The organism is Haemophilus parainfluenzae (genome assembly GCF_003252795.1).
GTDB lineage: Bacteria > Pseudomonadota > Gammaproteobacteria > Enterobacterales > Pasteurellaceae > Haemophilus_D > Haemophilus_D parainfluenzae_K.
This window is the reverse complement of sequence record NZ_QEPQ01000001.1, coordinates 367080-392952: the sequence shown is the minus strand read 5'-3', so window position 1 is coordinate 392952 and position 25873 is coordinate 367080. Positions and strand designations below refer to the sequence as shown.

The 25873-nt window shown below is 40.2% G+C and carries 23 protein-coding genes and 1 pseudogene; 17 read left to right on the top strand and 7 right to left on the bottom strand.

Annotation, left to right across the window (positions count from 1 at the left end; genetic code table 11):
- Positions 1-8 precede the first annotated feature (8 nt).
- The gene (locus DPV81_RS01850; RefSeq protein ID WP_111386460.1) at positions 9-800 is read left to right on the top strand and encodes an endonuclease/exonuclease/phosphatase family protein; all 792 of its coding nucleotides are present in this window, start codon (positions 9-11) and stop codon (positions 798-800) included.
- Between the two features lie 10 nt (positions 801-810).
- Entirely contained in the window at positions 811-2475 is a 1665-nt protein-coding gene (locus DPV81_RS01845; protein WP_111386458.1) for a PTS transporter subunit IIBC, read from the top strand.
- A gap of 201 nt (positions 2476-2676) precedes the next feature.
- Here the strand turns inward: DPV81_RS01845 and rnb are convergent, their stop codons facing one another.
- From rnb to DPV81_RS01825, 4 genes are all read right to left on the bottom strand, one after another.
- Positions 2677-4656: an exoribonuclease II gene (gene rnb / locus DPV81_RS01840; RefSeq protein ID WP_111386457.1), complete on the bottom strand. Its 1980-nt coding sequence runs from the start codon at positions 4654-4656 to the stop codon at positions 2677-2679.
- 66 nt (positions 4657-4722) lie between these two features.
- Positions 4723-5511: an SDR family oxidoreductase gene (locus DPV81_RS01835; protein ID WP_014065603.1), complete on the bottom strand. Its 789-nt coding sequence runs from the start codon at positions 5509-5511 to the stop codon at positions 4723-4725.
- 85 nt (positions 5512-5596) lie between these two features.
- Entirely contained in the window at positions 5597-6352 is a 756-nt protein-coding gene (locus DPV81_RS01830) for a Nif3-like dinuclear metal center hexameric protein (RefSeq protein ID WP_111386455.1), read from the bottom strand.
- Positions 6353-6596: 244 nt separating this feature from the next.
- Positions 6597-7532 carry a Kdo(2)-lipid IV(A) acyltransferase gene (locus DPV81_RS01825; RefSeq protein ID WP_111386453.1) on the bottom strand — a complete coding sequence of 312 codons (936 nt, stop codon included), beginning with the start codon at positions 7530-7532 and terminating at the stop codon, positions 6597-6599.
- Between the two features lie 96 nt (positions 7533-7628).
- Between DPV81_RS01825 and hldE the strand changes: the two genes are divergently transcribed.
- Complete coding sequence (gene hldE, locus DPV81_RS01820; RefSeq protein ID WP_111386451.1) at positions 7629-9059, top strand: bifunctional D-glycero-beta-D-manno-heptose-7-phosphate kinase/D-glycero-beta-D-manno-heptose 1-phosphate adenylyltransferase HldE; 1431 nt, start codon at positions 7629-7631, stop codon at positions 9057-9059.
- Between the two features lie 52 nt (positions 9060-9111).
- Here the strand turns inward: hldE and DPV81_RS01815 are convergent.
- Positions 9112-11099 (bottom strand): annotated as a pseudogene (locus tag DPV81_RS01815) (TonB-dependent receptor plug domain-containing protein).
- Positions 11068-11583, bottom strand: coding sequence for a hypothetical protein (locus DPV81_RS01810; RefSeq protein ID WP_111386449.1), 516 nt, complete (start codon positions 11581-11583; stop codon positions 11068-11070). The pseudogene DPV81_RS01815 and the gene DPV81_RS01810 overlap by 32 nt, the downstream one beginning before the upstream one ends.
- A gap of 145 nt (positions 11584-11728) precedes the next feature.
- Here DPV81_RS01810 and DPV81_RS01805 point away from each other — a divergent pair, with 145 nt between their 5' ends.
- From DPV81_RS01805 to rpsO, 12 genes are all read left to right on the top strand, one after another.
- The gene (locus tag DPV81_RS01805; protein ID WP_111386447.1) at positions 11729-12727 is read left to right on the top strand and encodes an iron ABC transporter substrate-binding protein; all 999 of its coding nucleotides are present in this window, start codon (positions 11729-11731) and stop codon (positions 12725-12727) included.
- A 2-nt stretch (positions 12728-12729) separates the two neighbouring features.
- The gene (locus tag DPV81_RS01800) at positions 12730-13743 is read left to right on the top strand and encodes a FecCD family ABC transporter permease (RefSeq protein ID WP_111386445.1); all 1014 of its coding nucleotides are present in this window, start codon (positions 12730-12732) and stop codon (positions 13741-13743) included.
- Positions 13740-14489, top strand: a complete 750-nt coding sequence (locus tag DPV81_RS01795) for an ABC transporter ATP-binding protein (protein WP_111386443.1) — start codon at positions 13740-13742, stop codon at positions 14487-14489. Before DPV81_RS01800 ends, DPV81_RS01795 begins: the two co-directional genes overlap by 4 nt.
- A gap of 88 nt (positions 14490-14577) precedes the next feature.
- Positions 14578-15312, top strand: coding sequence for a molybdate ABC transporter substrate-binding protein (modA, locus tag DPV81_RS01790; protein ID WP_111386441.1), 735 nt, complete (start codon positions 14578-14580; stop codon positions 15310-15312).
- On the top strand, positions 15287-16084 hold the full coding sequence (locus DPV81_RS01785) for an ABC transporter permease (protein WP_111386439.1): 798 nt from the start codon (positions 15287-15289) through the stop codon (positions 16082-16084). The genes modA and DPV81_RS01785 overlap by 26 nt, the downstream gene beginning before the upstream one ends.
- Position 16085: 1 nt before the next feature.
- Positions 16086-16685: an ABC transporter ATP-binding protein gene (locus tag DPV81_RS01780; protein ID WP_111386437.1), complete on the top strand. Its 600-nt coding sequence runs from the start codon at positions 16086-16088 to the stop codon at positions 16683-16685.
- Positions 16686-16694: 9 nt separating this feature from the next.
- Positions 16695-17540, top strand: a complete 846-nt coding sequence (modD, locus tag DPV81_RS01775; protein ID WP_111386435.1) for a ModD protein — start codon at positions 16695-16697, stop codon at positions 17538-17540.
- Between the two features lie 89 nt (positions 17541-17629).
- A complete protein-coding gene (locus tag DPV81_RS01770; RefSeq protein ID WP_111386433.1) occupies positions 17630-18670 on the top strand; it encodes an ABC transporter substrate-binding protein in 1041 nt (346 codons plus the stop codon).
- Positions 18660-19673 carry a FecCD family ABC transporter permease gene (locus DPV81_RS01765; RefSeq protein ID WP_111386431.1) on the top strand — a complete coding sequence of 338 codons (1014 nt, stop codon included), beginning with the start codon at positions 18660-18662 and terminating at the stop codon, positions 19671-19673. The genes DPV81_RS01770 and DPV81_RS01765 overlap by 11 nt, the downstream gene beginning before the upstream one ends.
- Positions 19666-20442 carry an ABC transporter ATP-binding protein gene (locus DPV81_RS01760; protein ID WP_111386429.1) on the top strand — a complete coding sequence of 259 codons (777 nt, stop codon included), beginning with the start codon at positions 19666-19668 and terminating at the stop codon, positions 20440-20442. The genes DPV81_RS01765 and DPV81_RS01760 overlap by 8 nt, the downstream gene beginning before the upstream one ends.
- Positions 20435-21151 carry a substrate-binding domain-containing protein gene (locus tag DPV81_RS01755; RefSeq protein ID WP_111386427.1) on the top strand — a complete coding sequence of 239 codons (717 nt, stop codon included), beginning with the start codon at positions 20435-20437 and terminating at the stop codon, positions 21149-21151. Before DPV81_RS01760 ends, DPV81_RS01755 begins: the two co-directional genes overlap by 8 nt.
- Positions 21152-21283: 132 nt before the next feature.
- Complete coding sequence (gene rpsO, locus DPV81_RS01750) at positions 21284-21553, top strand: 30S ribosomal protein S15 (protein WP_005628925.1); 270 nt, start codon at positions 21284-21286, stop codon at positions 21551-21553.
- 113 nt (positions 21554-21666) lie between these two features.
- On the opposite strand, the gene prlC is transcribed toward rpsO, so the two are convergent.
- Positions 21667-23706 (bottom strand): oligopeptidase A, encoded by a 2040-nt coding sequence (gene prlC, locus DPV81_RS01745; RefSeq protein ID WP_111386425.1) that lies wholly within the window; start codon positions 23704-23706, stop codon positions 21667-21669.
- Between the two features lie 206 nt (positions 23707-23912).
- Here prlC and DPV81_RS01740 point away from each other — a divergent pair, with 206 nt between their 5' ends.
- Both DPV81_RS01740 and DPV81_RS01735 read left to right on the top strand, forming a co-directional pair.
- Entirely contained in the window at positions 23913-24284 is a 372-nt protein-coding gene (locus DPV81_RS01740; RefSeq protein WP_111386596.1) for a YbaN family protein, read from the top strand.
- The gene (locus DPV81_RS01735) at positions 24277-25839 is read left to right on the top strand and encodes a peptide ABC transporter substrate-binding protein (RefSeq protein WP_111386423.1); all 1563 of its coding nucleotides are present in this window, start codon (positions 24277-24279) and stop codon (positions 25837-25839) included. The genes DPV81_RS01740 and DPV81_RS01735 overlap by 8 nt, the downstream gene beginning before the upstream one ends.
- The last annotated feature ends 34 nt before the right edge of the window (positions 25840-25873 follow it).

Genomic DNA, 25873 nt, shown 5'->3' with positions numbered 1-25873 from the left:
GGGAAGCAATGAAACTACTTACCCTGAATGTACACGCTTGGTTAGAAGCTAACCAAGCGGAAAAAATAGAGATTCTTGCGGAGACTATTATCGAAAAGGGCTATGACATCATTGCCTTACAAGAGGTTAATCAATTGATGTCGTCTCCTGCTATTTCGCCAACGTTAAAGCAAGATAACTATGGTGTCATTCTGTTAAATAAAATCAATCAACGCGTTGCACAGAAATACTCACTTGTTTGGAGCAATTCGCATATTGGTTACGATAAATATGATGAAGGCATTGCATTTTTAACGCGTTTGCCTGTTTATGATGTTGATGCGTTTTATTGTAGCCAACATCAACGTCTTGACTCGATTCTCTCGCGTAAAATCATTGGCTTGACGGTAGAATATCAAGGCCAGTTAATTGAATGCTATTCTTGCCACATCAATTTGCCAAATTGTGATGGTGAAAACCAACTTGATAATGTTCGTTATATTGTAGAGCGAAGTCAAAGTGCGAATCTTAAAATCCTGATGGGTGATTTCAATACTGATGCAATAAGCGATCAGCAAGCTTACCAGCAGATTAAATCCTTAGGCTTATTTGATACATTTGAAATGGCAGAGCAAAAGGATAGCGGTATCACTGTGGAGAAAGCGATTGACGGTTGGAAAGGCCATAGTCAAGAAAAGCGATTAGATTATATTTTTTTAAATCAAGCAAAAAGGGTTTTATCCAGTCAGGTTATTTTTAATGGAAAAAATAAACCGATTGTTTCCGACCATTTTGGCGTAGAAGTAGCTCTCATCTTGTAGGAGAATCAATATGAAAAAAATGCTCAGTTTTGAATTTTGGCAAAAATTCGGTAAGTGCCTAATGGTTGTGATTGCCGTGATGCCAGCCGCGGGTTTAATGGTGAGTATTGGTAACTCACTGCCTTTGATTAGCGATGCGGAATGGCTAGCGCTTGTCGGAAACATTATCGCCCAAATTGGTTGGGGGATTATCGGTAACCTCCATCTATTATTTGCTTTAGCGATTGGTGGTAGCTGGGCAAATGAGCGTGCGGGCGGGGCATTTGCAGCTGGCCTTGCTTTCATTTTAATTAACTTAATTACCGGTAACTTTTTCGGTGTGAAACTTGAAATGCTAGCGGATCCAAATGCACATGTAAGTACAGTATTGGCCGGTGAAATTCCTGTGGCGAATTACTTTGTGAATGTGCTTGGGCAACCTGCGTTAAATATGGGCGTGTTCGTTGGTATTATCGCCGGTTTTGTGGGTGCAACAACTTTTAACCGTTACTACAATTTCCGTAAATTACCTGAAGTATTGACGTTCTTTAATGGTAAACGTTTCGTTCCTTTCGTTGTCATTTATCGTTCTGTATTAGTGGCGATCTTCCTATCATTATTCTGGCCTTTAGTTCAAGCCGGTATTAATCATTTCGGTCAATGGATTGCGAACTCACAAAACTCAGCGCCAATTTTAGCACCATTTATTTATGGCACCTTAGAACGTCTATTGCTTCCATTTGGTTTACACCACATGTTGACTATCCCAATGAACTACACTTCATTAGGTGGTACTTATGAGTTCTTAACTGGTGCACAACAAGGTAAACAAGTATTTGGTCAAGATCCACTTTGGCTTGCCTGGGTGACTGACTTAATCAACCTTAAAGATGCAGGTAATTTAACGCAATATAACGACCTTCTTTCAACTGTGACACCTGCTCGCTTCAAAGTAGGACAAATGATTGGTTCAACTGGTATCTTAATGGGCTTGACCCTCGCAATGTATATCAATGTGGATGAAGACAAGAAAAAACTCTATAAAGGTATTTTCCTTTCTTCTGCACTTGCGGTGTTCTTAACAGGTGTGACTGAACCAATCGAATACATGTTTATGTTTGTCGCATTACCGCTTTATATTGTTTATGCTTTAGTACAAGGCTGTGCTTTTGCCATGGCAGATATTGTGGACTTACGTGTGCATTCATTCGGTAACATTGAGTTCTTAACACGTACACCAATGGCGATTAAAGCCGGTATTGGTATGGATGTAATCAACTTTATTTGGGTATCAATCCTATTTGCCGTTGCCATGTTCTTTATCGCGAACTTTATGATTAAGAAATTTAACCTTGCGACAGCAGGCCGTAATGGTAACTATGATGCGAAAGGTTCAGGTGAGGCTTCTAGCAATGAGCCAAAAGTGGCGGATGCTAGCACGCAAGTTATTCAAATCATCAACTTACTTGGTGGACGTAATAATATTGCAGATGTTGATGCTTGTATGACACGTTTACGTATCACCGTACATAATCCAGAGTTAGTGGGTGATGAAGCAAGTTGGAAACAAGCAGGTGCAATGGGCTTTATCGTGAAAGGATCTGGTATCCAAGCGATTTATGGACCAAAAGCAGATGTCTTAAAATCCGATATTCAAGACGTGCTTTCATCTGGCGTTGAAATTCCTAAAATGTAATTCTACCTAAATATCTATTTTATCCCCGCCTTCAAGGCGGGGATGTCATATCAATATCTCATCTCGATGTTCTTCAACATATCCCAATAATCCTTTTATTTATTACTATCGACGTACAAAATATTTTTACAACTTAGGTTCTATAAAAAATACCGCCCGTTGTGTCACGAGCGGTATTTCTAGATGGAAGGGAAGTGGTTATTAAATGATTAATTGACCGACAATACTGCGAGTTTCTTTTCGTACTTCAGTAAGTTTCACTTTCACCAAATCGCCGATTTTGTAACGGCGTTCCCCTTGAATATACATCGCCAATTCATCAGCATTCACTTGCATTTCATCTTTATTTGGATGCAACGTGGAAGCTGGTACGAACATGGATGCACCATTTTCTAATAATTGAACACGTAAACCGCCACGCATCACATCTTGCACTTCTGCATCAAATTCAGCATTTTCAGCGACTTTGTCAGCAAGATAGCGACAATATAACCAATCTGCAATATCACGTTCAACTAGGCGATTTTGACGACGGGCTTCTTGCAAGCGAGCAAGGACTTCATCTTGTGGTTTTTCACAAGCTTGCTGTGTGAGCACTGCTTTAATTAAACGATGGTTTACCATATCAGAATATTTACGGATAGGCGATGTCCAAGTCGCATAACCTTCTAATCCAAGTCCAAAATGTGGAGCGAGTTCGGATTTAAACTCCGCAAAGGTTAAATAACGACGTAAACGGAATTCTAAATAGTCACCTTCAATTGGTTCAATATCATGACGCATTTGGCAATAACCTTTTAAGGTTGCCAAATTTTCCACTGAATAACGCTCTGCAAGCTCGGCTTGATTTTCTTCATTAGCTAAATTTGCCATTAAGAAATTATGGGCATTTTCTAAGAATTTCTTATCAAAGCCCGTATGTGTATTAAAGATACCTGTTTGTGCATGCTCCGCTAAGAATTGAGCGGCACAAATGTTGGCAATAATCATGGATTCTTCCACGATTTGATTTGCAATACGACGATATTCCGCCTTAATTTCTTTTACTTTGCCATTTTCAGCGAGAATAAAGGAATAATCCGGTTTCTCTTTAAATAACAATGAATGGGTTTTACGCCATTGAATACGCGCTTGAGTAAATTGATGTAACCAATCAATTTGTTGGGCAATTTCAGGTGTTTCCGGTTGCCATGCATCCGGTACTTGTTCTAAATAATCTGAAATCTTGTTATAGGCCAATTTCGCTTTAGATTGCACATAAGCGGATACAAAATGTGGTTTAGCCGTGATGTTACCTGCAAGATCTGTTTCAATGTAACACACTAAAGCAGGACGAGTTTCATTTGCCATTAATGAACATAATTCATCGGATAATTCACGAGGCAACATAGGAATGTTAAAGCCAGGCAAATAATTGGTGAAACAACGCAGTTTCGCATCTTTTTCAATTTGTGAATCTAATGCAATGTAAGCTGTGGGATCCGCAATGGCAACGACTAATCGCCAGCCGGTTTGCGTACCATTTTGCTCGATAGGTTCAATATAAAGAGCATCGTCCATATCCTGTGTGCTTTCAGAGTCAATAGTAACAAAATGAAGTGCGGTCAGATCTTCACGTGTTTGTTGATCTAATATTTCATAACTTTCTGCACCTTGCACAGGATGACGAGATTGCTCATGGCGTGCCAATGTCACCCACCAAGGGGCTAATTCATCATCAGCACGGCAGATAAATTGATTGATGGTGGCATAGAAAAAGCGATCATCACGTAATGGGTGCGTTTTCAAATTTGCTACGACCCAGTCGCCTTCTTGTAGTTCTTCTTTGACGGATTTAGCTTGCTGTGCCCCAATAGGTTGGTTGATACTTGGATGATCAACTAAAACTTGCAATTTCTTGTCTTTATTGAACCGCACTTTGGCAATAAAGCGAGTGAGCATTGGTTCAATTAATTCTTCAGGTTCAGCTTGTTCTTTATCGCCTTGCTTTTCAATGGTGGCTTTGATTTTGTCACCGTGCATTACTTTTTTCATCGCAGGCGGGGCAATAAAGTAGCTTTTTTTATCGCACTCTAAAAAACCATAAGCTTTATCTGTACTTTTTACCACGCCTTCAACGTGTTCTTTGCTGTCGTGGATTTGTTGCTTAAGTTGTGCAAGTAATGGATTATCTTGGAACATAGTTATATTTAAAAAAAGAGAAAAGGCAGACTGAAAAGCCTGCCTAAAAATAGATTGTACGAAAAATTATTCTTCGCCTAATTCGCCCATTGCGGTGATGCTGAAACCTGCATCTACGTGAACGATTTCACCAGTAATACCAGATGCTAAATCGGAGCATAAGAATGCTGCTGAATTACCCACATCTTCGATAGTAACTGTGCGGCGTAATGCTGCGGTTTTCTCGAATGTAGCAAGCATTTTCTTGAAGTTTTTAATACCTGATGCTGCTAAGGTACGGATTGGACCTGCAGAAATTGCATTTACACGAATACCTTCTTTACCTAAGTCAGCTGCCATTACGCGAGTAGCCGCTTCAAGAGATGCTTTCGCTAAACACATCACGTTGTAGTTAGGAATTGCGCGTTCTGCACCTAAGTAAGAAAGGGTTAATAACGCTGCATTTGGATTTAAGTAAGGACGTGCCGCTTGTGCCATAGCAACGAAGCTGAATGCACTGATGTCGTGAGCAATACGGTAGCCTTCACGAGTTGCTGCGTTTACGTAATCACCATCTAATTGATCGCCTGGTGCGAATGCGATAGCGTGTACGAAACCATCAAATTTTTCCCAACGTTTGCTTAATTCTGCAAAGCAGTTTTGGATGCTTTCATCGGTCGCTACGTCTAAAGGAAGGACGATGTCAGAACCAAATTCTTTTGCAAATTCTTCTACGCGCGGTTGTAATTTATCGTTTAAATAAGTGAAAGCAAGTTCAGCACCTTGTTCTTTCATTGCTTTTGCGATCCCGTAAGCGATAGAACGGTTGCTTGCAAGACCTGTTACTAAAATACGTTTACCAGTTAAGAAACCCATATTTTTTCCTATGTTTGAGTTAAAAAAATCGACGAGATTATACTTGTTTTGTGTGCTTTCGGCAATCAATCACACTTTGTACCAGTTAGGCTGGATTATCAATATCTTTAAATTCTACATCCAAGCCATATTCAGCCGCTAGCCATTCACCTAATGCCTTAATGCCGTAGCGTTCTGTTGCATGGTGACCAGCCGCAAAGAAATGAATACTTTGTTCACGAGCAGAGTGAATTGTTTGCTCCGAAACCTCGCCGGTAATAAAGGCATCACAACCTTGTGCTGCCGCTAAATCAATATAGCTTTGTCCGCCACCAGTACAAATGCCTACTTTACGGATTAAGTGCGGTCCGTTTTCCGTGCAAATTAACGGTTTACGGTGAAGCACTTGTTCAATACGTTGCGCAAACTCTTCAGCGGTAACAGGATTTTTTAACGTTCCCCAAACAGGAATGCTGGTTGCGCTATTTTCTAAAGGTTGAAGATCGCCAATTCCTAATAACTGAGCAAGTTTTGCGTTGTTGCCTAATTCAGGGTGAATATCTAAGGGTAAATGGTAGCCGTATAAATTGATGTCATTCACAAGTAAGGTTTTGATGCGTTTGCCTTTCATACCGCGAATACACGGATTTTCGCTTTTCCAAAAATAGCCGTGGTGGACAAGAATCGCATCAGCTTGTTGTGAGACAGCATAATCAATTAATGCTTGGCTTGCGGTGACGCCTGTAATGATTTTTTGGATTTCTGCTTTACCTTCCACTTGTAAACCGTTAGGCGCGTAATCATTGATTCTATCTGTGCTAAGTTTTTCGTTTAGTAAACGTTCAAGTTCTAGATTGTTCATTATTTTTGAGAGAAAAGAAAAAGGTGAGATATGGTAAGGGATTTAAAAAAAAATGGCTAGTGCAAAAGGAGTGGGGGGGAATGCACTAGCCAGTAGTGTGTTTGTAATAAAACAAGTTTACTATCTAAAACGAGATTCATTATATATTTAATTATATAAAGATCAAGAAAAAAATAAGGAAAAATTTCCCTATTTTTCGATGTGTCGTTTTTGTGTTCGAAAATAGATGAAAAATCAACCGCACTTATGAATACAAACTTGGTTCATCCTCAGTTGGACGCGTTTTAAATCGGCGGTGTAGCCACATGTATTGTTCCACATCTTTTAAGATTTCTTTTTCCACGACTTTATTCATTCTTGCAGCAATCGCTTTTTCATCTGAAAGATCGGAAAAATCTACTGGTGGAGAAATACTGACCGTATAGCCTGAGCCGTCTTTATTACGCAATGGAGCAAAAGGGACGACTTTACAATTTGGTGCAGATTTAAGCAGATAATAACTGCCCGTTGTGGTAGCCGCTTCTTTTACAGCAAAAAAAGGCACAAATACGGCATTTTTTCGGCCGTAATCATGATCAGGCGCATACCAAATGGTTTCACCTTTGCGTAAGGCTTTAAGCATGCCACGCAGATCTTTTCGATTTAGCATATCTTTGTTTGAACGTAATCGGCCTTTAATTTGCAACCAATCCAGTACAGGATTGTCGTTAGGGCGATAAACGCCTACGCCAGGATGATGTAATCCCACAATACGCGCGCCTAATTCAAGGGTAAGGAAATGAACACCCACAAAGATTATGCCGTCTTGGGCATTTTCTTTTAAATAATTTAGCCCTTCAATTTTGGACCATTTTTTAATGCGCGCATCAGACCAAAACCATGCCATGCCGGTTTCAATAATTGCCATTCCAACAGCACGTAAGTTCTCTTGCAAAATGGCTTCACGTTCTTGCTCAGGCATTTCTGGGAAGCAGAGTTCAAGGTTTCGGCGAGCAATCGCGGCACGACGTTTTCCCACTTTTAATTTTGAGAAAAGCCAGCCTAAGCCATTGCCAATATGACGTAGAATTGGATAGGGAAGTAACAAAAGGCTTCGCCAAATCGCCACACCAAGCCAAAACCCCCAGTATTTGGGGGCAAGAAAGTGCGGTTGAAATTGAGGGAGTTTTTCGTTTTTCATAATTCTTTTCTGGTTAGTTCGGCGTGTAGTTTATCGCAAATTTGAGTTGTGGTAAAATTGCGCCAAATTTTATTATCCCAACAGAGAGATTTCAAAATGGCTCAATATTCTGCCAATTTTAATCAAGCAAAAGTATTAGTGTTAGGCGATGTGATGCTTGACCGTTACTGGTTTGGTGCGACTAATCGTATTTCACCGGAAGCACCGGTTCCTGTAGTTCGTGTACAAAATAATGAAGAACGAGCGGGCGGTGCAGCAAACGTAGCAATGAACATTGCTTCTCTTAACGTACCAGTACAAATTTTAGGTTTAATTGGTCAAGATGAAACAGGTACAGCCTTAACCAATTTATTACAGCACCAAAAAATTGATTGTAATTTTGTGGCATTGGATACTCACCCAACCATTACGAAATTACGTATTTTGTCTCGTCATCAACAATTACTTCGTTTGGATTTTGAAGAAGATTTCCAAAACGTGGAATGTCATGAGTTGCTTGCGAAATTAGACGCGGAAGTGAAAAACTTTGGTGCGTTAGTGCTTTCAGATTATGGTAAAGGCACGTTAAAAGATGTGCAAAAAATGATCCAAATTGCACGCAAAGCGAACGTGCCCGTGTTGATCGATCCAAAAGGCACGGATTTTGAGCGTTATCGTGGTGCGACTTTACTGACACCAAATATGTCAGAGTTTGAAGCAGTAGTAGGTAAGTGTGATTCTGAAGAAGAAATCATTGAGAAAGGTTTAAAATTAATTTCAGACATTGAATTGACCGCACTTTTAGTGACGCGCTCTGAAAAAGGCATGACACTACTGCGTCCAAATCAAGAGCCGTTCCATTTACCAACTGTTGCCAAAGAAGTATTCGATGTAACAGGTGCGGGCGATACGGTAATCAGTGTCTTAGCTACTGCACTTGCAGATGGACGTTCTTTTGAAGAATCTTGCTATTTAGCTAATGTGGCGGCAGGTATTGTGGTCGGTAAATTGGGTACATCAACGGTTTCTACTGTGGAATTAGAGAATGCCATCCATGGCCGTTCTGAAACGGGTTTCGGTATTATGTCTGAAAACCAATTAAAAATGGCGGTCGATCATGCTAAAGCGCGCGGTGAGAAAATTGTGATGACAAATGGTTGTTTTGACATTCTTCACCCTGGCCATGTGTCTTACTTAGAAAATGCTCGCAAACTTGGTGACCGTTTAATTGTTGCCGTGAATACGGATGATTCAGTCAAACGCTTAAAAGGTGAAAGTCGCCCAATTAACAATCTGAATGCACGTATGGCAGTATTGGCTGGTTTAGCATCAGTGGATTGGGTGGTTTCTTTTGATGAAGATACACCACAACGTTTAATCGGTGAGATTTTACCGGATTTATTGGTGAAAGGCGGCGATTACAAACCTGAAGAGATTGCAGGCAGCAAAGAAGTGTGGGCGAATGGTGGCGATGTTCGTGTATTGAATTTCGAAAATGGCTGTTCAACTACAAATGTGATTGAAAAAATCAAAGCGCTGAAAGATTAATAACTTTATAAAAAAACGGGCAACCTGTTTCACAAGTTGCCCGTTTTTTATTTTAGAATTTATATCGGATATTGCCGAAATAAACGCGTCCTTCTTCTGGGTAACCTGCTTGATAGAAATAGTTTTTATCAAAGAGGTTTGAGACACCCGCTTCTAAACTTAATCCTGAAACCGGTTCATAGATTAATTTCGCATTGCTGTTTCCAAAACCAGAGAGCTTCACAGTTTCACCGCCATCTAAATAATAACGGCCATGTTCCGCTTCTTGGCTCACATAAAGTGAAAGATTTGGTAATATTTTCCAATCAACAAATGCAAAGAATTTATGTTTTGGCACATTCTTCACAATGGTATCTTGGGTTTTATTTTTTGCATGCGTATAGGTGTAGTTTGCCCCTAACGTTAAATTATCTGTTGCAAAAAGATTAACCGCTAATTCAGCACCTTTAAAGGCTTCTTTGCCTACATTTTGATATTGATTGAGTTTTTTGCTAATCGAGACTTCTTCAATGGCATCTTTTACTTCAGAATAAAAAAGTGCGCTATCCACTCTTAACCAATCGCCGAAGGTATGCATATAACTAGCTTCGTAATGGTAAGCGGTTTCTGGGCTTAAGAATGGATTCGGTTCAGTACGACCAAATCGGCGAGAATAACGTTCTTTCATTGTGGCAAAACGTGTTTTCTTCGCAAAACTTAGCGCAAATTCATCATTTTCAGAGAAATGATGGGCAAGTTTGATTTGATAATTAAAGGCGTGTTTATTACCGATATCAAATGGACAAATCGCATTTTTTTGGTGAGTTGAAACACATTGTTTTTCAAATTTCTCTGCACGGCTAGCATCGCGTTTATCGTAGCTGATGCCTGTAATCAGAGAGGTTTGCTCATTAAAACGATGAGTATTTTCTAAACCAAAGCTGTAGGTACGATCTTTATCTACTGCGGTCGGTTCATCATCATTATGTTCGCGATGTACGTCATATTTAATGATGGTAGAGAATTTTAAGCGGTCTTTTGAGGTTAAATCCCCGCCTAAATCAAAGCCAGCACCGTAGGAATAATCACGGTAATAGCTATTAAAGCTTGATTTTTTCTTTTGAGTGCTGAATGTGGCATCATCAAAAGCACGTAGATCATTTTTAAAGGTGTCATAAAATGCCTTCGTGTTTAGCGTGAGATTGTGGGCGCCAAATTCAGTATGGGAAAGGAAATAGATACTGTCTTTATCCCACATCGGCCAGCGCCAATAGCGTTCAAAACTATCAGAGCCAGAATAGAACGGTGATTCTTTTGTGCCTTTTTGTGTGGAGAACGCCAGTGTGTATTCGTCATGCTCATTTGGTGTATAAGCGACTTTCAAACTTAATTTTTTATCACGTTGTTTAGAATTTTCGGCTCGACCGCCATCATCGCCTTTTGGATTGATTTGTTGATAATGATGAGAAAGTTGTAAGCCATGTTTTTCAACAAAAGAACCACTTATTTGCGCATAGAATAGTTCTTGTTTAGTGCCTAAATTAAAATCTGTTTTATTGGTTGCTGTGCCACCACTTTTACCGTGTGAAAAGCCATAGCCAATAGAACCTTCGAAAGGTTGAGTTGTTTTTTTAGAAATTAAATTCACGGCACCACCCATCGTATTTGCGCCATAAAGCACAGAGCTTGCGCCCTTAGAAATATCAATACGAGATAAATCAAAGGTGGTAAAACGCCCCAAGTCCATTTCGCCATCATAAGGGATATAAACAGGAATACCATCCATATATACGGGTACGCGGCGAGCATTAAAACCACGCACGAGTAAGTTGTATTCGTTGCGTGCACCACCATGTTCGACAAACACACCCGGTGTGCTTTTTGCTACATCAGACACTCGATCTTGGTTATTTTTTGTAATTCAGCCTGGTCAATACGCGCGGTGCTGAGATCACTTGATTTTTCACCGATGACTTCAATTTGACCAAGGGTAAATACATTTTCGGCATAAGCAGGCAAGCAAGCTAAACTAATGGCGATGCAAAGCAGTTTCTTTTCCATTAGAACATCCTTTTAGGTTAGGGTTGAAGCGTAACTTCAATGCAATGGTGATCGCGGCGAAAATTTTTTCATCATTATGAGGGAAATTTTCTCGCAAAGTGCGGTTAGCATCGCTGAAGTTTATTTTTCCGTTAGCTAATTCGGAGAATAAAATCGAAGGGTTGAGCTGAAGTTGCTCCGCAATTTGAAGAATTGAAAAGTGTTCAAACGTCATAATCAAACGATCTAAATTGCAATAGGTGGGATAGCGATTATGTGTCACTAAATCGGTAAATTGTTGCACAATTTTGACCGCTTTATTTTTTCGATTAAAGAAGTGTAAAGCCACGCCCAAAATAAGCAGTAATGCCGAACCTAAATGCAACTGAAAGATGCCTTGAATGGGCCACTGAAAGTAGATCCCTAAGCCGCTGAACAAGATGCCTACCAATCCTGCAATGAGCATAGAAAGCAAGCAAAACTTATAAATCACATCCCATTTCATTTTTTCACCTTTAGCTATGAATAATAAATGCTATATAATAAAAAACATAACGATGACATTCTACCAAAATTTATTTACTATGTTAAAAAATATATAGCGTTAAAATAAAGTTATCTCATTTTAAATCGCTAAAAGAGGGAAGAATATGAAAAAATGGATAGGTATTGCACTTGCGCTTTGTGTATCAACCAGTGCATTTGCAACAGAAGAAATCGCTTATTTGGCGGGGGAATTACCTCCATCAACTAAAATTGAAAAAGTATTAAGTGCGGGTAATCCGGCTGATGTGTTGCTCCTTTCAAGCGCGCCCAATAAATTACTGGGATTGGCGGGATTTAATATGGAAAAACGTGGAAAATTGTTTCCTGCAGCACAACAATCTCTACCAACCTTGGGAAAAATTGCCGGAAAAGGCAGTACGCTCTCGCCAGAGAAAATTGTGGCATTGCAACCGAATTTAATTATTGATGTAGGCAATGTTACCCCAAACTATATCGATCAAGCAAAACGGACTTTTGACCAAACAGGTGTACCTTATTTGCTGCTAGACGGCAAACTCAGTGAAACACCCACTACTTTGCGTTATTTAGGGAACGTGTTAGGCGTAGAAAATCTTACAGAACCTCAAGCAAAGTATGCCGAAGAAACCCTTAAACAAGCGGTCGAAAATGCCTCTAAATTGACCAAAACCTTCTATTTAGCTCGTAGTGCAGATGGCCTACAAACAGGGCAAAAAGGCTCTATTCATACAGAAGCCATTGAAATCGTGGGTTTAAAAAATGTGGTAGAAGGCGATCATAAAGGGCTTACGCAGGTTTCGATGGAGCAGCTTTTATTATGGAATCCTGATGTAATTTTTAGCCAATACCCAGAGTTTTTGCAAACCTTAAAAGAGAATCCGCAATGGCAACAGTTAAGTGCGGTCAAAAATGGACAAGTTTTTTTAATCCCGAATAATCCATTTGGTTGGTTAGATTCGCCACCTAGTGTGAACCGTTTGCTTGGGGTGCGTTGGGTCTCGCATTTAGTTAGCGGTAAACCTATGACTGAATTTACAAAAGAAGTGCAAACGTTTTATCACGTGTTCTATCAGATTGAATTAACCGCAGAGCAAGCGACTCAATTGCTACATGATGTGAAATAGTTATGCCATATTTTGTTCAACGTAATCCCAAACTCTTTTTTACTTCGTTAGTGATTTTATTAGTCGGCACCATTTTGCTTTCGTTGAATGTGGGGCGATTTCCGATTTCTCCCCTTCAACTTGGACAAGCGATTCATTGTCTATTTGAAACGGAATGTCAAATGCCTTCTTCCGTTGAAACGGTGCTTTGGCATATTCGTACACCGCGTATTTTGGTCGCCTGTTTAGTGGGTGCCGCCCTGGCTGCTGCGGGGACGACTTATCAAGGGATGTTTAAAAATCCGTTGGTTTCTCCTGATATCTTAGGGGTTTCAAGCGGTGCGGGACTTGGTGCTTCATTGGCGATTTTCTACAACTTACCGATGTTTTACGTGCAGCTTTTTGCCTTTAGTGGCGGTATCTTGGCGGTGTTATGTGTTTCGATGGTTGCATCACGAAGCCGTAATCAAGATCCTATTTTGGTCTTAGTACTTTCAGGGATTGCTATCGGTTCATTACTTGGCGCAGGTATTTCACTGTTAAAAATTTTAGCCGATCCTTTCACCCAATTACCTTCGATTACCTTTTGGCTATTAGGTAGTTTCACGGCCGTTGGCGTGAAAGAATTAACTCAACTTGCCCCTATTTTGATACTCGGCATTCTGCCACTTTTCTTATTGCGTTGGCGCTTAAATCTGCTCGCCTTAGAAGAAGATGAGGCTAAAAGCCTCGGTATACCTATCCAACGCACGCGCTATATTTTGATTATTTTCACTACGCTTTGCACCGCAAGTGCGGTCTCCATTACGGGGATTATTGGCTGGGTCGGTTTGCTTGTACCCCATATCGCTCGATTATTGGTAGGCGCCAATTTCATTTTATTGCTGCCGACATCCTTGTTGCTTGGTGCGAGCTTTTTACTTCTCACCGATACACTTGCTCGCACAGTTGCGAGCATTGAACTCCCAATAGGGATTTTAACCTCTGCTTGTGGTGCACCGTTTTTCCTCTATTTATTGTTGAGAGGGCGAAAATGAATTTAATTGAAACGCAACAATTGACGATTGGTTATGGTAATAAGCCTCTGCTAGATAAGATCAATTTTGCACTGAAACCTCAGCAAATTTGCTGTTTACTTGGCGCCAATGGTGCAGGGAAAAGTACTTTCTTAAAAACCTTGCTTGGTTTGCAGCCTGCTCTCAATGGGCAAGTTTTCTTTCAAAATCGACCGCTTGCCACATATTCTGCCGCTGAATTAGCACGCGAAATTGCTTATGTGCCGCAAGCACACGCGCAACTTTTTCCTTTTCTGGTGCAAGATATGGTGTTGATGGGGCGTTCTGCATATCTAAAATGGTATCAAACCCCAAAAGCGGAAGATAAAGATCTTGCTATCGCGGCTTTAGCGGAATTACAAATCACACATCTTGCCAAACGTTATTATCATGAACTCAGTGGGGGCGAAAAACAACTCGTGCTCATCGCCCGAGCCATTGCACAACAGGCGAAATTGTTGATTATGGACGAACCGACAGCCAGTCTTGATTTTGGTAACCAAATTAGAGTGTTGGAAAAAATTAAACAGTTACAACATCAAAATATCGCCTTACTGATTACGACTCACAATCCTCAACAAGCGGTCTATTTAGCTGAAAATATTGCGATGCTCGATCAAGAATTTGGTTTCCAGCAAGGTGAAAAAAGTGAACTGATGACCTTTGAAAACCTCGCCAAAATTTACCGCACTTCAGTTCAGGAATTGCAAAAACATCTCAATTTATAAAAAGATAAATTGGTTTGTATAAATCCGTTATAATTTAACTTATATAAAGATTATGCTATATTCCATTCGATTCAAATAAGGAGTTTAAATGAAAAAATTAGCCACTTTAGCCGCCTTAATGGCGATCACATTCTCCAGCCAAGCTGCTGATCTTTATCTTTATGCCGGTGCGGGCTTAAAAGAGCCGGTAGAGAAAATCGTAAAACAATTTGAGCAAAATACGGGCAATAAGGTCACCGTGGAATACGGTGGTTCAGGTCAAATTTTGGCACGTTATAACCAAGTAAAAACCGGCGACTTATTTTTATCCGGTTCGGCAGATTATGTCGAGAAATTGGCTCAAGACAATCAAGTTAAAGCTGTTGAACCGCTGGTTTTACACATTCCAGTAATGGCGGTACGCAAAGATAAAAGTACGAATATTCATTCTTTTAAAGATCTTGCTGAAAGTAACTTACGTTTGGGAATTGGTGATGCCAAGGCGATGGCGTTAGGTAAAGGGGCGGAGAAAATCATTGAGCTATCGGGTTATCAACAGGCGTTGAATGAAAAAGTGGTCGTGAAAGCCGCTACTGTAAAACAATTGATGATGTATCTATTGAATGGTGATGTGGATGCGGCAGTTGTTGGTCGTTCTGGTGCATGGAAAGTACGAGATAAAGTAGAAATCTTGCCAAACCCACAAGGCACACCGCAAGAAAAAGTCACCTTAGCGTTACTTTCATCTTCGGCACATCCAACGGAAGCTAAACAGCTATTTGATTTTTTCCATACAGAAGGCGTGAAGTATTTTACCGATGAAGGCTTCTTACCGGTTAAATAAAAGCCTTAGTTTAAAGTTAGCACTGCTCCCCTTGATGTTGCTATTTTTGACGGTATTGGGAACGGTGCTTGCTTTAATTGGGCAGTTAAATTGGCATTTTTTTAAACAGGTGTTGTTTGATCATGAACTGCACTTTGCCTTAATGCTTTCTTTAGGGACTTCGCTCTTTTCGCTAGTTGTTGCATTGTTAATTGCATTACCTGCCGCTTGGGTGATGAGTCAAATTCGCCTACCGCTACAAAATCTCATTGATACCGTGTTGGACTTACCGATGGTTTTGCCACCCTTAGTTACGGGGTTAAGTCTACTTTTGTTGTTCGGTTCACAAGGTTGGCTGAGTTCATGGATTCCAGAGATTAGCCGTTGGATTTTTAGCCCGCTTGGTATTGTGGTGGCACAAAGTTATATTGCCACCTCAATTATGTTGCGTAATTCACGTGGAGTTTTCAGTAATTTTGATGACGGTTATCGGCTTGCCGCCTATAACCTAGGTTTAACACCTTGGCAAAGCCTGCTTAAAGTTGAGCTCCCTATGTGTTGGAAGCCTTTGTTGTGTGGGGCAATTTTGGCCTGGGCGCGCGCCATTGGTGAATTTGGCGCGACTTTAATGCTGGCTGGTGCTACCCGTTTTAAAACAGAAACTTTGCCAGTGGCTGTATATCTCAATATTTCCAGCGGTGATTTTGAAATTGCGATTGGGGCAGCCTTATGGCTTTTAATGATTTCAGCCTGTTTGCTTTTTTTATTACGCGTGCTTAATCGGGAGCTTTAGGATGTTACAGATTCAACATTTACAGGTTGGTATTTTAAAGGATATTAGCCTAACGGTTGCCAACGGTGAATCAGTGGCGATTGTTGGGCAATCGGGAAGTGGAAAAACCACGCTTCTCAATGCCATTGCCGGTTATTCGGATTATCAGGGGAGTATTGCATTTAACCAATGTACTTCGGATAACCTTGCCTCTTGGGAAAGACGTTGTCGCTATTTAAATCAACGTTTGTATCTTTTTCCCCATAAAACCGTAAGTGGAAACTTAAGTTTAGCGAAACCGAAAAGCACAAGACAGGAGCAACTTGATTTATTGGCACTGTTGAACATTGATGCGTTGATCGATCGTTATCCGCACCAATTATCGGGTGGGGAACAACAGCGTGCAGCACTAGCACGGGCGCTAATCAATCCACCGGATGTGATGCTATTAGATGAGCCATTTTCATCATTAGACTGGCAAACCCGTCAACAGATTTGGCAGAACGTAAAAAGTTTACTTAAAGCCTTCAATCTCACCATGTTATTAGTGACTCATGAACCTAAAGAAGCGGATTTTCTAGCGGATAGACAAATTCATTTACATTTAGGACGATTAATTTAAGGACAAACTATGATTTATTTCTCAGACAAAGAACTCGATGATTTTTTATTGGAAGATATTTATCGCGGTGACTTAACCACGCATGCGTTAGGTCTAGAAAAAGTCCCAGCAAAAATTGAATTTAAACGTAAAAATGCCGGAGTAGTGGCGGGGATTTCGGTGGCAGAACGGTTACTGAAAAAATTAGACATTACTCCACAGATTTATGTGAATGAAGGGGAAGCTGTTGAAGCAGGTGCAGTGTTGCTAAGTGCGGTCGATTCTGCGGATAAATTACAGCAGGCATGGAAAGTGGTGCAGCTTGCATTGGAATGGTCTTGTGGCGTGGCGCAATACATGGCGGAGATGATTGCTAATGCCAAAGCCATTAACCCGCATGCGGTGGTGGCTTGTACCCGTAAAAGTATCCCGAATACCCGCAAACTGGCAACTAATGCAGTGTTGGCTGCTGGCGGACATATTCATCGTCAAGGCGTGAGTGAAACCTTACTGGTTTTCACAAATCATCGTAATTTATTGGCTGAACCGAATAACTGGGTGCATATTGTGGAAACCTTAAAGCGTGAAGCACCAGAAAATAAGGTCACCCTTGAAGCAGACAATTTTGCACAATTTGAACAAATGATTAGTGCCTCTCCCGATATTATTCAGTTAGATAAATGGTCAGTTGAAGATGTGAAAGCGGCTTTAGATCTCATCAAAGCACAAGGTAGAAATATTACGCTTTCTGTTGCAGGTGGGGTGAATAAAAATAATGTGGCAGATTATGCCAAGTTAGGCATTAATTTATTTATTACCTCTGCACCTTATTATGCCGCACCGGAGGATATTAAGGTGGTGATCAGTAAAGCATAGTCGTTTTGCTTAGTTCATCAATTGTTTTGTGTATATCGCTATATATTTTATTGTATAATCAAGATCCGTTTTCATTTTAAGGATAATTTATGAAATTTAATCGCTTATTCGCTGCAGCTTTGTTTGGCATTTTTTCCACATCGGCATTAGCTGATCGTGTTGTAACTGATCAATTGGATCGTCAAGTGACGATTCCCGATCATATTCAGCGTGCCGTGGTATTACAGCATCAAACCCTCAATATTGCCGTGCAATTAGATGCCACCAAACAAATTGTTGGGGTGTTATCAAATTGGAAAAAACAACTGGGGCAAAATTATGTACGTTTAGCACCAGAATTAGAAAAAATGGCCATGCCAGGTGATTTAAATTCGGTGAATATTGAAAGCTTGTTGGAATTAAAACCAGATGTGGTGTTTGTTACCAACTATGCGCCACCGGAAATGATTAAACAAATTGCTGATACTGGTATTCCAGTGATTGCCATTTCGCTACGAACTGGCAGTGATAAAGATAAACTTAATCCTACCTTGGCCGATGAGGATAAAGCTTATAACGAAGGTTTAACCCAAGGTATTGAGTTGATTGCTCAAGTGTTTGAAAAAGAACAACAAGGCAAAGAATTAGTTAAAGCAGCCTTTGCGAATCGTAAAATGTTGGCAGATCGTTTGGGAGGCATTCCTGCGGAGAAACGAGTGCGTACCTATATGGCCAACCCGGATTTAAATACCTATGGTTCAGGTAAATATACCAGTTTAATGTTGGAGCATGCAGGTGCTTATAACGTCGCAGCTGCAACAGTGAAAGGCTTTAAACAGGTTTCCATGGAAAATGTGCTAGAGTGGAATCCGGCGGTGATTTTGGTACAAGATCGTTATCCTAAAGTGGTGTCACAAATTAAAGAGGATGCGGCTTGGGCGAATATTGATGCAGTGAAAAATAACCAAGTGTTTTTAATGCCGGAATATGCGAAAGCTTGGGGTTATCCGATGCCGGAAGCCTTAGCATTAGGCGAAGTTTGGTTAGCAAAATCGCTATATCCGCAAAAATTCCAAGATATCGATTTAGATAAAATGGTGAATGACTACTATTTGAAATTCTATCGTCAGCCGTATAACAATGGTAAATAAACATTCCAAATTGATGGGCTTATTGCTCATTGTCTTGGTTGCGAGCGCCCTGATTTCTTTAGGAATAGGGCGTTATGCTTTATCCTTAGAGCAGATTTTGCAAATTTTAGCGGCAAAATTGACCGCACTTCCTATTGATCCAATCCATCAGCAGGTTATTTTCCAAGTTCGTTTACCACGTATTTTATCCGCTCTCTGTGTGGGGGCCGGATTAGCTTTAAGCGGCGCGGCATTGCAGGGCATTTTCCGTAATCCGTTGGTGGATCCACATATTATTGGCGTTACTTCTGGTTCGGCATTTGGCGGCACACTGGCCATCTTTTTTAGTTTGAGTCTGTATGGCTTATTTGCCAGTACGATTTTTTTCGGTTTAAGTACGCTAGTGCTTGTTTTTTTATTTAGCGTAAAGTTTGGCCGAAGAAGTTTGCTGATGCTGATTTTAATCGGGATGATTTTAAGCGGGCTATTTTCTGCATTAGTGAGCCTGTTGCAGTACGTTTCTGATACCGAAGAAAAATTACCGAGTATCGTGTTTTGGTTGATGGGCAGCTTTGCCACGGCTAATACGGAAAAATGGCTGTTTTTCTTCGTGCCTTTTGTGTGTTGTTCAACATTGTTGCTGAAACTTAGCTGGCGTTTAAATTTGCTTTCTTTAGAGGATAAAGAAGCGAAAGCGTTAGGGGTAAAAGTTGGGCGATTACGCTGGTTGGTGATTGCCCTTAGCGGAACATTAGTCGCTTGCCAGGTGGCTATTAGCGGCAGTATCGGCTGGGTTGGTTTAATTATTCCGCATATTAGTCGCATGTTGGTCGGTGCTAATCACCAACGTTTATTGCCTTGTACGATGTTAGTGGGAGCGATTTATATGCTGTGGGTGGACAATGCGGCTCGAGCCTTAACCGACAATGAAATTCCGATCAGTATTTTAACCGCACTTATTGGCGCACCTTTATTTGGCATCTTGGTTTATCGTTTGAAACGAAATGGAGCGATGCGTGACTGATTTGATTAAAGTAAATGATCTTGCATTTGATTATGAAAAAAACAACCTGCTTTTTCAACATCTCAATTTTGCTTTACAGGCAGGAGAGATTCTCGCGATTTTAGGACAGAATGGTTGTGGCAAAAGTACCTTGTTAGATCTGTTACTTGGCATTCATCGCCCCTTACAAGGCAATATTCAGCTGAATGACTCAATTGGCTTTGTTCCGCAATTTTTTAGTGCACCTTTTGCCTATTCGGTATTAGATATTGTACTAATGGGGCGTTCAAACCATATTGCCACCTTTAGTAAGCCCAAACCACAAGATATTGAAGTGGCGTTACAAGCGTTAGCCGATTTACAGTTGCAGCACTTAGCCGAGCAAGATTTTGCTTCTCTTTCAGGAGGGCAACGCCAGTTGATCTTGATTGCACGTGCCATTGCATCCGAATGTCGTTTAATGCTGTTGGATGAACCAACTTCAGCGCTTGATTTAGCCAACCAGGATGCGGTGCTATCACTTTTAAAACAATTAACGAAAAAGCACGGCTTGGGAATTATTTTCACCACGCATCAACCTAACCATGCAAAAGCGATTGCGGATAAAACACTTTTGATCAATCGAAATTTTATTCGCTTTGGGCAAACGGATGAGATATTAACTTCTGAAAATTTGACCGCACTTTTTCATTTACCGATGATTGTTGAACAATCGCAATATCAACAGCAACCGTTTAGCCATTTCGTGCCGGTTTATGAGGTGTTGTTAGAAGGACAGAGAGATGAATAAACTCACTATTTATAGTGCGGGAAGCTTTCGATATGCCTTATTGGAGCTTACTCGTGCATTTAAGCAATATAATGACGTGGAAATTGAATGCATATTGGGGCCCGCTGGTTTGTTGAAAACGCGTATAATGCAAGGGGCGTTAGCTGATCTTTTTATTAGTGCGAATTCAGAAAATGTATCTGCACTAGGGAGTCGAGTTTTTCAGCAGCAGGTGCTAACTTATAATCAACTTATGCTGACAACAAAGAATAAGCCAGAATTTCAGCGAGATACCCTTGAGCTACTTTTGGATGATCAATATCGATTAGCTACGTCGACGCCAGTTTGTGATCCTTGTGGTGATTATACTTGGCAGCTTTTTGACCTCATTGAAAAAGATTATCCCGAACAAGGTAAAAGGTTAAAATCGAAAGCATTGAAATTGGTCGGTGGAACAGAAAATCAAGTTGTCATGCCACCAGGTGAAATGGCTTCGCATTATCTCTTGAAAAATGATTATGCGGATATGATGTTAGGCTATGCGCATTACCAGACAAGATTAGAAAATGCGGGGATGCTTTGTCATGCATTACCATCCGAATACGATATTCGAGCAGAATATGTCCTCGCTATGCTGAATGAGACCGAATTGACGCAACGATTGTATCAATTTTTATTGAGCGAGTATGCGCAAGACATTATTTGTAAGAACGGATTTAAAAGTGATTAAACATTTAAGAGGAACCGTACAATAATTCCTTGCTTTTATTGGCTTCAATCGTTAAAATTCAGGCTCCTTGTCATCGCTGAGTTAGAGATCGGCGAATGATGTATTAATAACACTACCTTTTAGGAGTAAAAAATGTCTCTAAGTACTGAAAAAAAAGCAGCAATCGTTGCTGAATTTGGTCGCGATGCGAAAGATACTGGTTCTTCTGAAGTTCAAATCGCATTATTAACTGCACAAATCAACCACTTACAAGCTCACTTTGCTGAGCACAAAAAAGACCACCATGGTCGTCGTGGTTTATTACGTATGGTTTCTCGTCGTCGTAAACTTTTAGACTACTTAAAACGTACTGATCTTGCTTTATACCAAAGCACTATCGCTCGTTTAGGTTTACGTCGCTAATTTTTATTACGATAGTAAAAATAAAAGCCTTCGGATTACCGAGGGCTTTTTTGTTTTCTGCATATTAGAAAAATAAAAAACGGTCAAAAATTTGACCGCTCTTTTTTAGTCCATTAGTTTGCAATGCCTTTATGACGAAGTAATGCATCTAATTGAGGTTCACGTCCACGGAAGCGTTTGAATAATACCATTGGTTCTTCAGAGCCGCCTCGAGTGAGAATTTCATCCAAGAAGGATTTACCCGTAACTGGATTGAAAATCCCTTCTTCTTCAAAGCGAGAGAAGGCATCTGCAGATAGCACTTCAGCCCATAAATAGCTGTAATAACCTGCGGCATAACCGCCCGCAAAAATATGGCTAAAGCTATGTGGCGCTCTTGCCCATTCAACACCTTTAATCACGGCAACTTTATCTTTCACTGCTTTTAAGGTATCAAGTACTTGGTTAGCTTTACCCACTTCAAAAGTATGATGAAGGGTAAAATCAAACAAGCCAAATTCAAGCTGACGTAACACAAACATTGCCGCTTGATAGTTTCTCGCTTTGAGAAGTTGATTTAATTTTTCTTCTGGCAATGGTTCGTGCGTTTCAAAGTGACCCGAAATAAAATCAAGGGCTTCTTTTTCCCAACACCAGTTTTCCATAAATTGACTTGGAAGCTCTACCGCATCCCAAGGTACACCATTGATACCTGCAACATCCGGCACATCAACTTTTGTGAGCATATGGTGAATACCATGACCAAACTCGTGGAATAGAGTGGTGACTTCATCATGGGTGAATAACGCAGGTTTATCACCAATAGGTGCATTGAAGTTACACGTTAAATAGGCAACTGGTTTTTGAATTGAACCGTCGGCATTGCGTTTTCTGCCGATACAATCATCCATCCATGCGCCGCCACGTTTATTTTCGCGTGCATAAAGATCGAGATAGAAACTGCCGCGTACTTCATCGGTTTCATCAATTAAATCAAAGAAACGTACATCTTTGTGCCAAGTATCTACACCAAAACGTTCAACTGCACGAATATTAAAAATACGCTTAATTAATTCAAATAAACCCGAAATAACGCGATCTTCAGGGAAATAAGGACGAAGTTCTTCATCATTGATCGCATATAGATGTTGTTTTTGTTTTTCGGAATAGAAACTGATATCCCAAGGCGCAAGTTCAGTGACGCCAAATTCTTTTTCACAATAAGCTTTGAGTTCAGCTAATTCTTTCTCACCTTGTGCTTTTGAACGATCTGCAAGGTTATTTAAGAAATCTAACACTTGTTGTGGGTTTTCTGCCATTTTGGTCGCAAGTGAGCGTTCAGTATAGGTATTAAAACCTAGCAATTTAGCAAGCTCCACGCGTAATGTCATGATTTCTTCAATGATCGCGGTGTTATCCCATTTACCGGCATTTGGACCTTGATCTGAAGCGCGAGTCGCATAAGCACGATACATTTCTTCGCGTAATGCTGCATTTTCACAATAGGTCATGATTGGCAAATAACTTGGGATTTCTAACGTAAAGCGATAGCCTTTCAAGCCTTTACTTTCGGCAGATTGTTTTGCCGCAAGTAATGCAGATTCAGGAAGACCTGCTAATTCACTTTCATCTTCAATGACTTTTTCCCAGCCCATAGTGGCATCGAGCACATTATTGCTAAATTGTGAGCTTAATTCAGATAAGCGAGCAACAATCTCACCATAACGTTTTTGTTTTTCTTCGGATAAACCAATACCTGAAAGCTCAAAATCACGTAGTGCATTTTCAATGGCTTTCTTTTGTGCAACGGAATAAGTCGCAAATTCAGGGCTATTTTTTAAGGATAAATAGGCATTGTATAACCCTTCGTGTTGGCCAACCCAGGTGCTGTATTCAGAAAGTAGTGGTAAGCAAGCTTGATACGCATCACGTAATTCAGGGCTGTTTTTAACTGAATTTAAATGGGAGATCGGTGACCAAGCACGACTTAAGTGCTCGCCTGCTTCAGAAAGAGGTTCAATAAAGTTTTCCCAAGTAAAGTGCGGTTGTTTTAAAACTTGTTCAATGGCTTGACGATTTTCTTCGATGAGTTTTTGGATTGCCGGTTGAATATGCTCCGGTTTGATTTGAGAAAACGGAGGTAAGCCTTCAATATGAAGTAATGGATTAGACATAAATATTCCTTTTGCTAATAGTTTCTTTAGTAAATTGCGGTAGATTCTATAATATCAAGGTTGAAAAATCTAAAAAATCAGTGATAATTGCGTATCACTTTTATTTAGGAATGATGATGAACGACGCTTTATTGTTTTCTGGCTTAATCACTTTTTCGGTTATAGTCGGTTTTGTTGCACTTAAATTCTTCCCCAAAAATCCTTTAATTAAAGCAATTTATATTGTACTAGGCTGTATTTCTTTGGTTTTAGGCGTGATTGGTATTTTTCTTCCGTTTCTTCCGACTACACCTTTTTTATTGCTTACACTTTATTCTTTTGCGCAAGGTTCATCTCGTTTAGAGCAATGGTTTTTAGGGACTAAGCTTTATCAAAAGTATCTGAAATCCTTTAATGAACGTCGTGCATTAACAAAAAAAGCAAAAATTTCTATTCTAACCTTTTCAACTACGATGCTTTTAATTGGCTTTTATTTTACTCCAAGTGTAGTGGGTCGAACGATCATTGCCATTTTAATTGCGGTAAAATACTGGTTCTTTTTCTTTTGGATTAAAACAGAAGACGTTGAAAATGGATAATTCTTTCCTTACTTGGCTTAAAAGTGCGGTTATTTTCGGTGTCGTTTTTGGATTGAGTGGTTGTGATAAATTAAACAGCCAGAAATCGATAAACACAGAAACAGATGAGCAACCAACACAAAGCCAGTCTATCAAACAAGAAAATACATCAAAACCGAGTAGGACTTTACTGACTCGGGCGTTTACTCATCCCCCTTCTTTTGAGCCTTGGTTTGTTCGTTATCCAGAACAAGAGGGCTTATTACGAGATTTATATGAAGGTTTAACCGCTTATGATCCGGAAGGGAGAATCGTGCCGGGTATCGCAGAAAGTTGGGAAACAAAAGACAACAAAACCTGGATCTTTACCTTACGTGAAGGGCTTCGTTGGTCAAATGGTGATCCTTTAGTCGCCCAAGATGTCATGCTTTCTTGGCAAGCACTGTCTCAATCAAATAGCTCATTAAGCTCCTATTTAGCTTATCTCAATTTAAAAAATGCGAAAGGCGTTTTAGAAAAAAATAAACCTTTTAAGAGTTTAGGAATTTATGCGGAAAATGACCGCACTTTACGTATTGAGCTTGATAAAGCAACCCCTTATTTACCGGAAATGTTGGCGCATATCAGTCTTGTGCCTCAATATAGCGATCCTGATTACCCGGTGACAAACGGGGCTTATATGATCGAAAGCGAAAGCGTGAAAAGCATACACTTAACTAAAAATCCCTATTATTGGCAGAAAAATAATGTGGCTTTTGAGCGTGTAGAATATTTGCCTTTTCTCGCCACTAAATTATCTGACTTTGATGTGGTGGTTGATGTACCAGAAGTGAACGCGGACCTTCAACATTTTCCGCAGCTTTGTGGATATTTTTATGAATTTAATCTGAAAGATCCTAAAGTTGCTAAGGCAGATGTGCGTAAGGCGATTGCTTCGTTGGTTTCGGTTACGAATATTGTGAATAATGAGATTCCAGCGGCAATTCCGAGTTCGTATTTTTTACCGAAAGCCATGTTAAATGGACAAGATTCAAGATGGGAACCCGTTGTTGCCGAGCAGTTATTAGCTCAAAATAAAATAGATGAAAGACATCCGCTACATTTAAATGTGCTTTATGATGATGCGCCCTTGCATGTGAATATCGCGCAACGCTTAGTGGGGCAATTAACACAATCCGATATGTTGCGCGTGGATGCCCAACCTGTCAATTGGCAAACATTACAGGCTAAACGTCAAAAAGGGGATTTCCAAGTCATTCGTTCTGGCTGGTGCGCAGACTTTAATCATCCTATGGCATTCTTGGGTTTGTTCTATTCTAAAAGTCCCGATAATAAAAATGGCTATGCCAATGCGGAATATGACCAACTTTTTGAGCAAGCATTGAAAAGCTTAAATGAAAAAGAGCGGTCAGAAATTTACTTAAAATTAAGTGAGAAGATCCAACAGGAAAACCTTGCTTTACCGCTTTTCCAGTACACTACACCGGTTTATCTTTCTCCAACTATTATGGGGGCGAAGAAAAATTCAGTGGGCGTCATTTACAGTAAGGATCTATGGCGAAAAGTTGAAAACTAAAGCTGATTAAGAAAGTTGTTCATAATGTGATGAG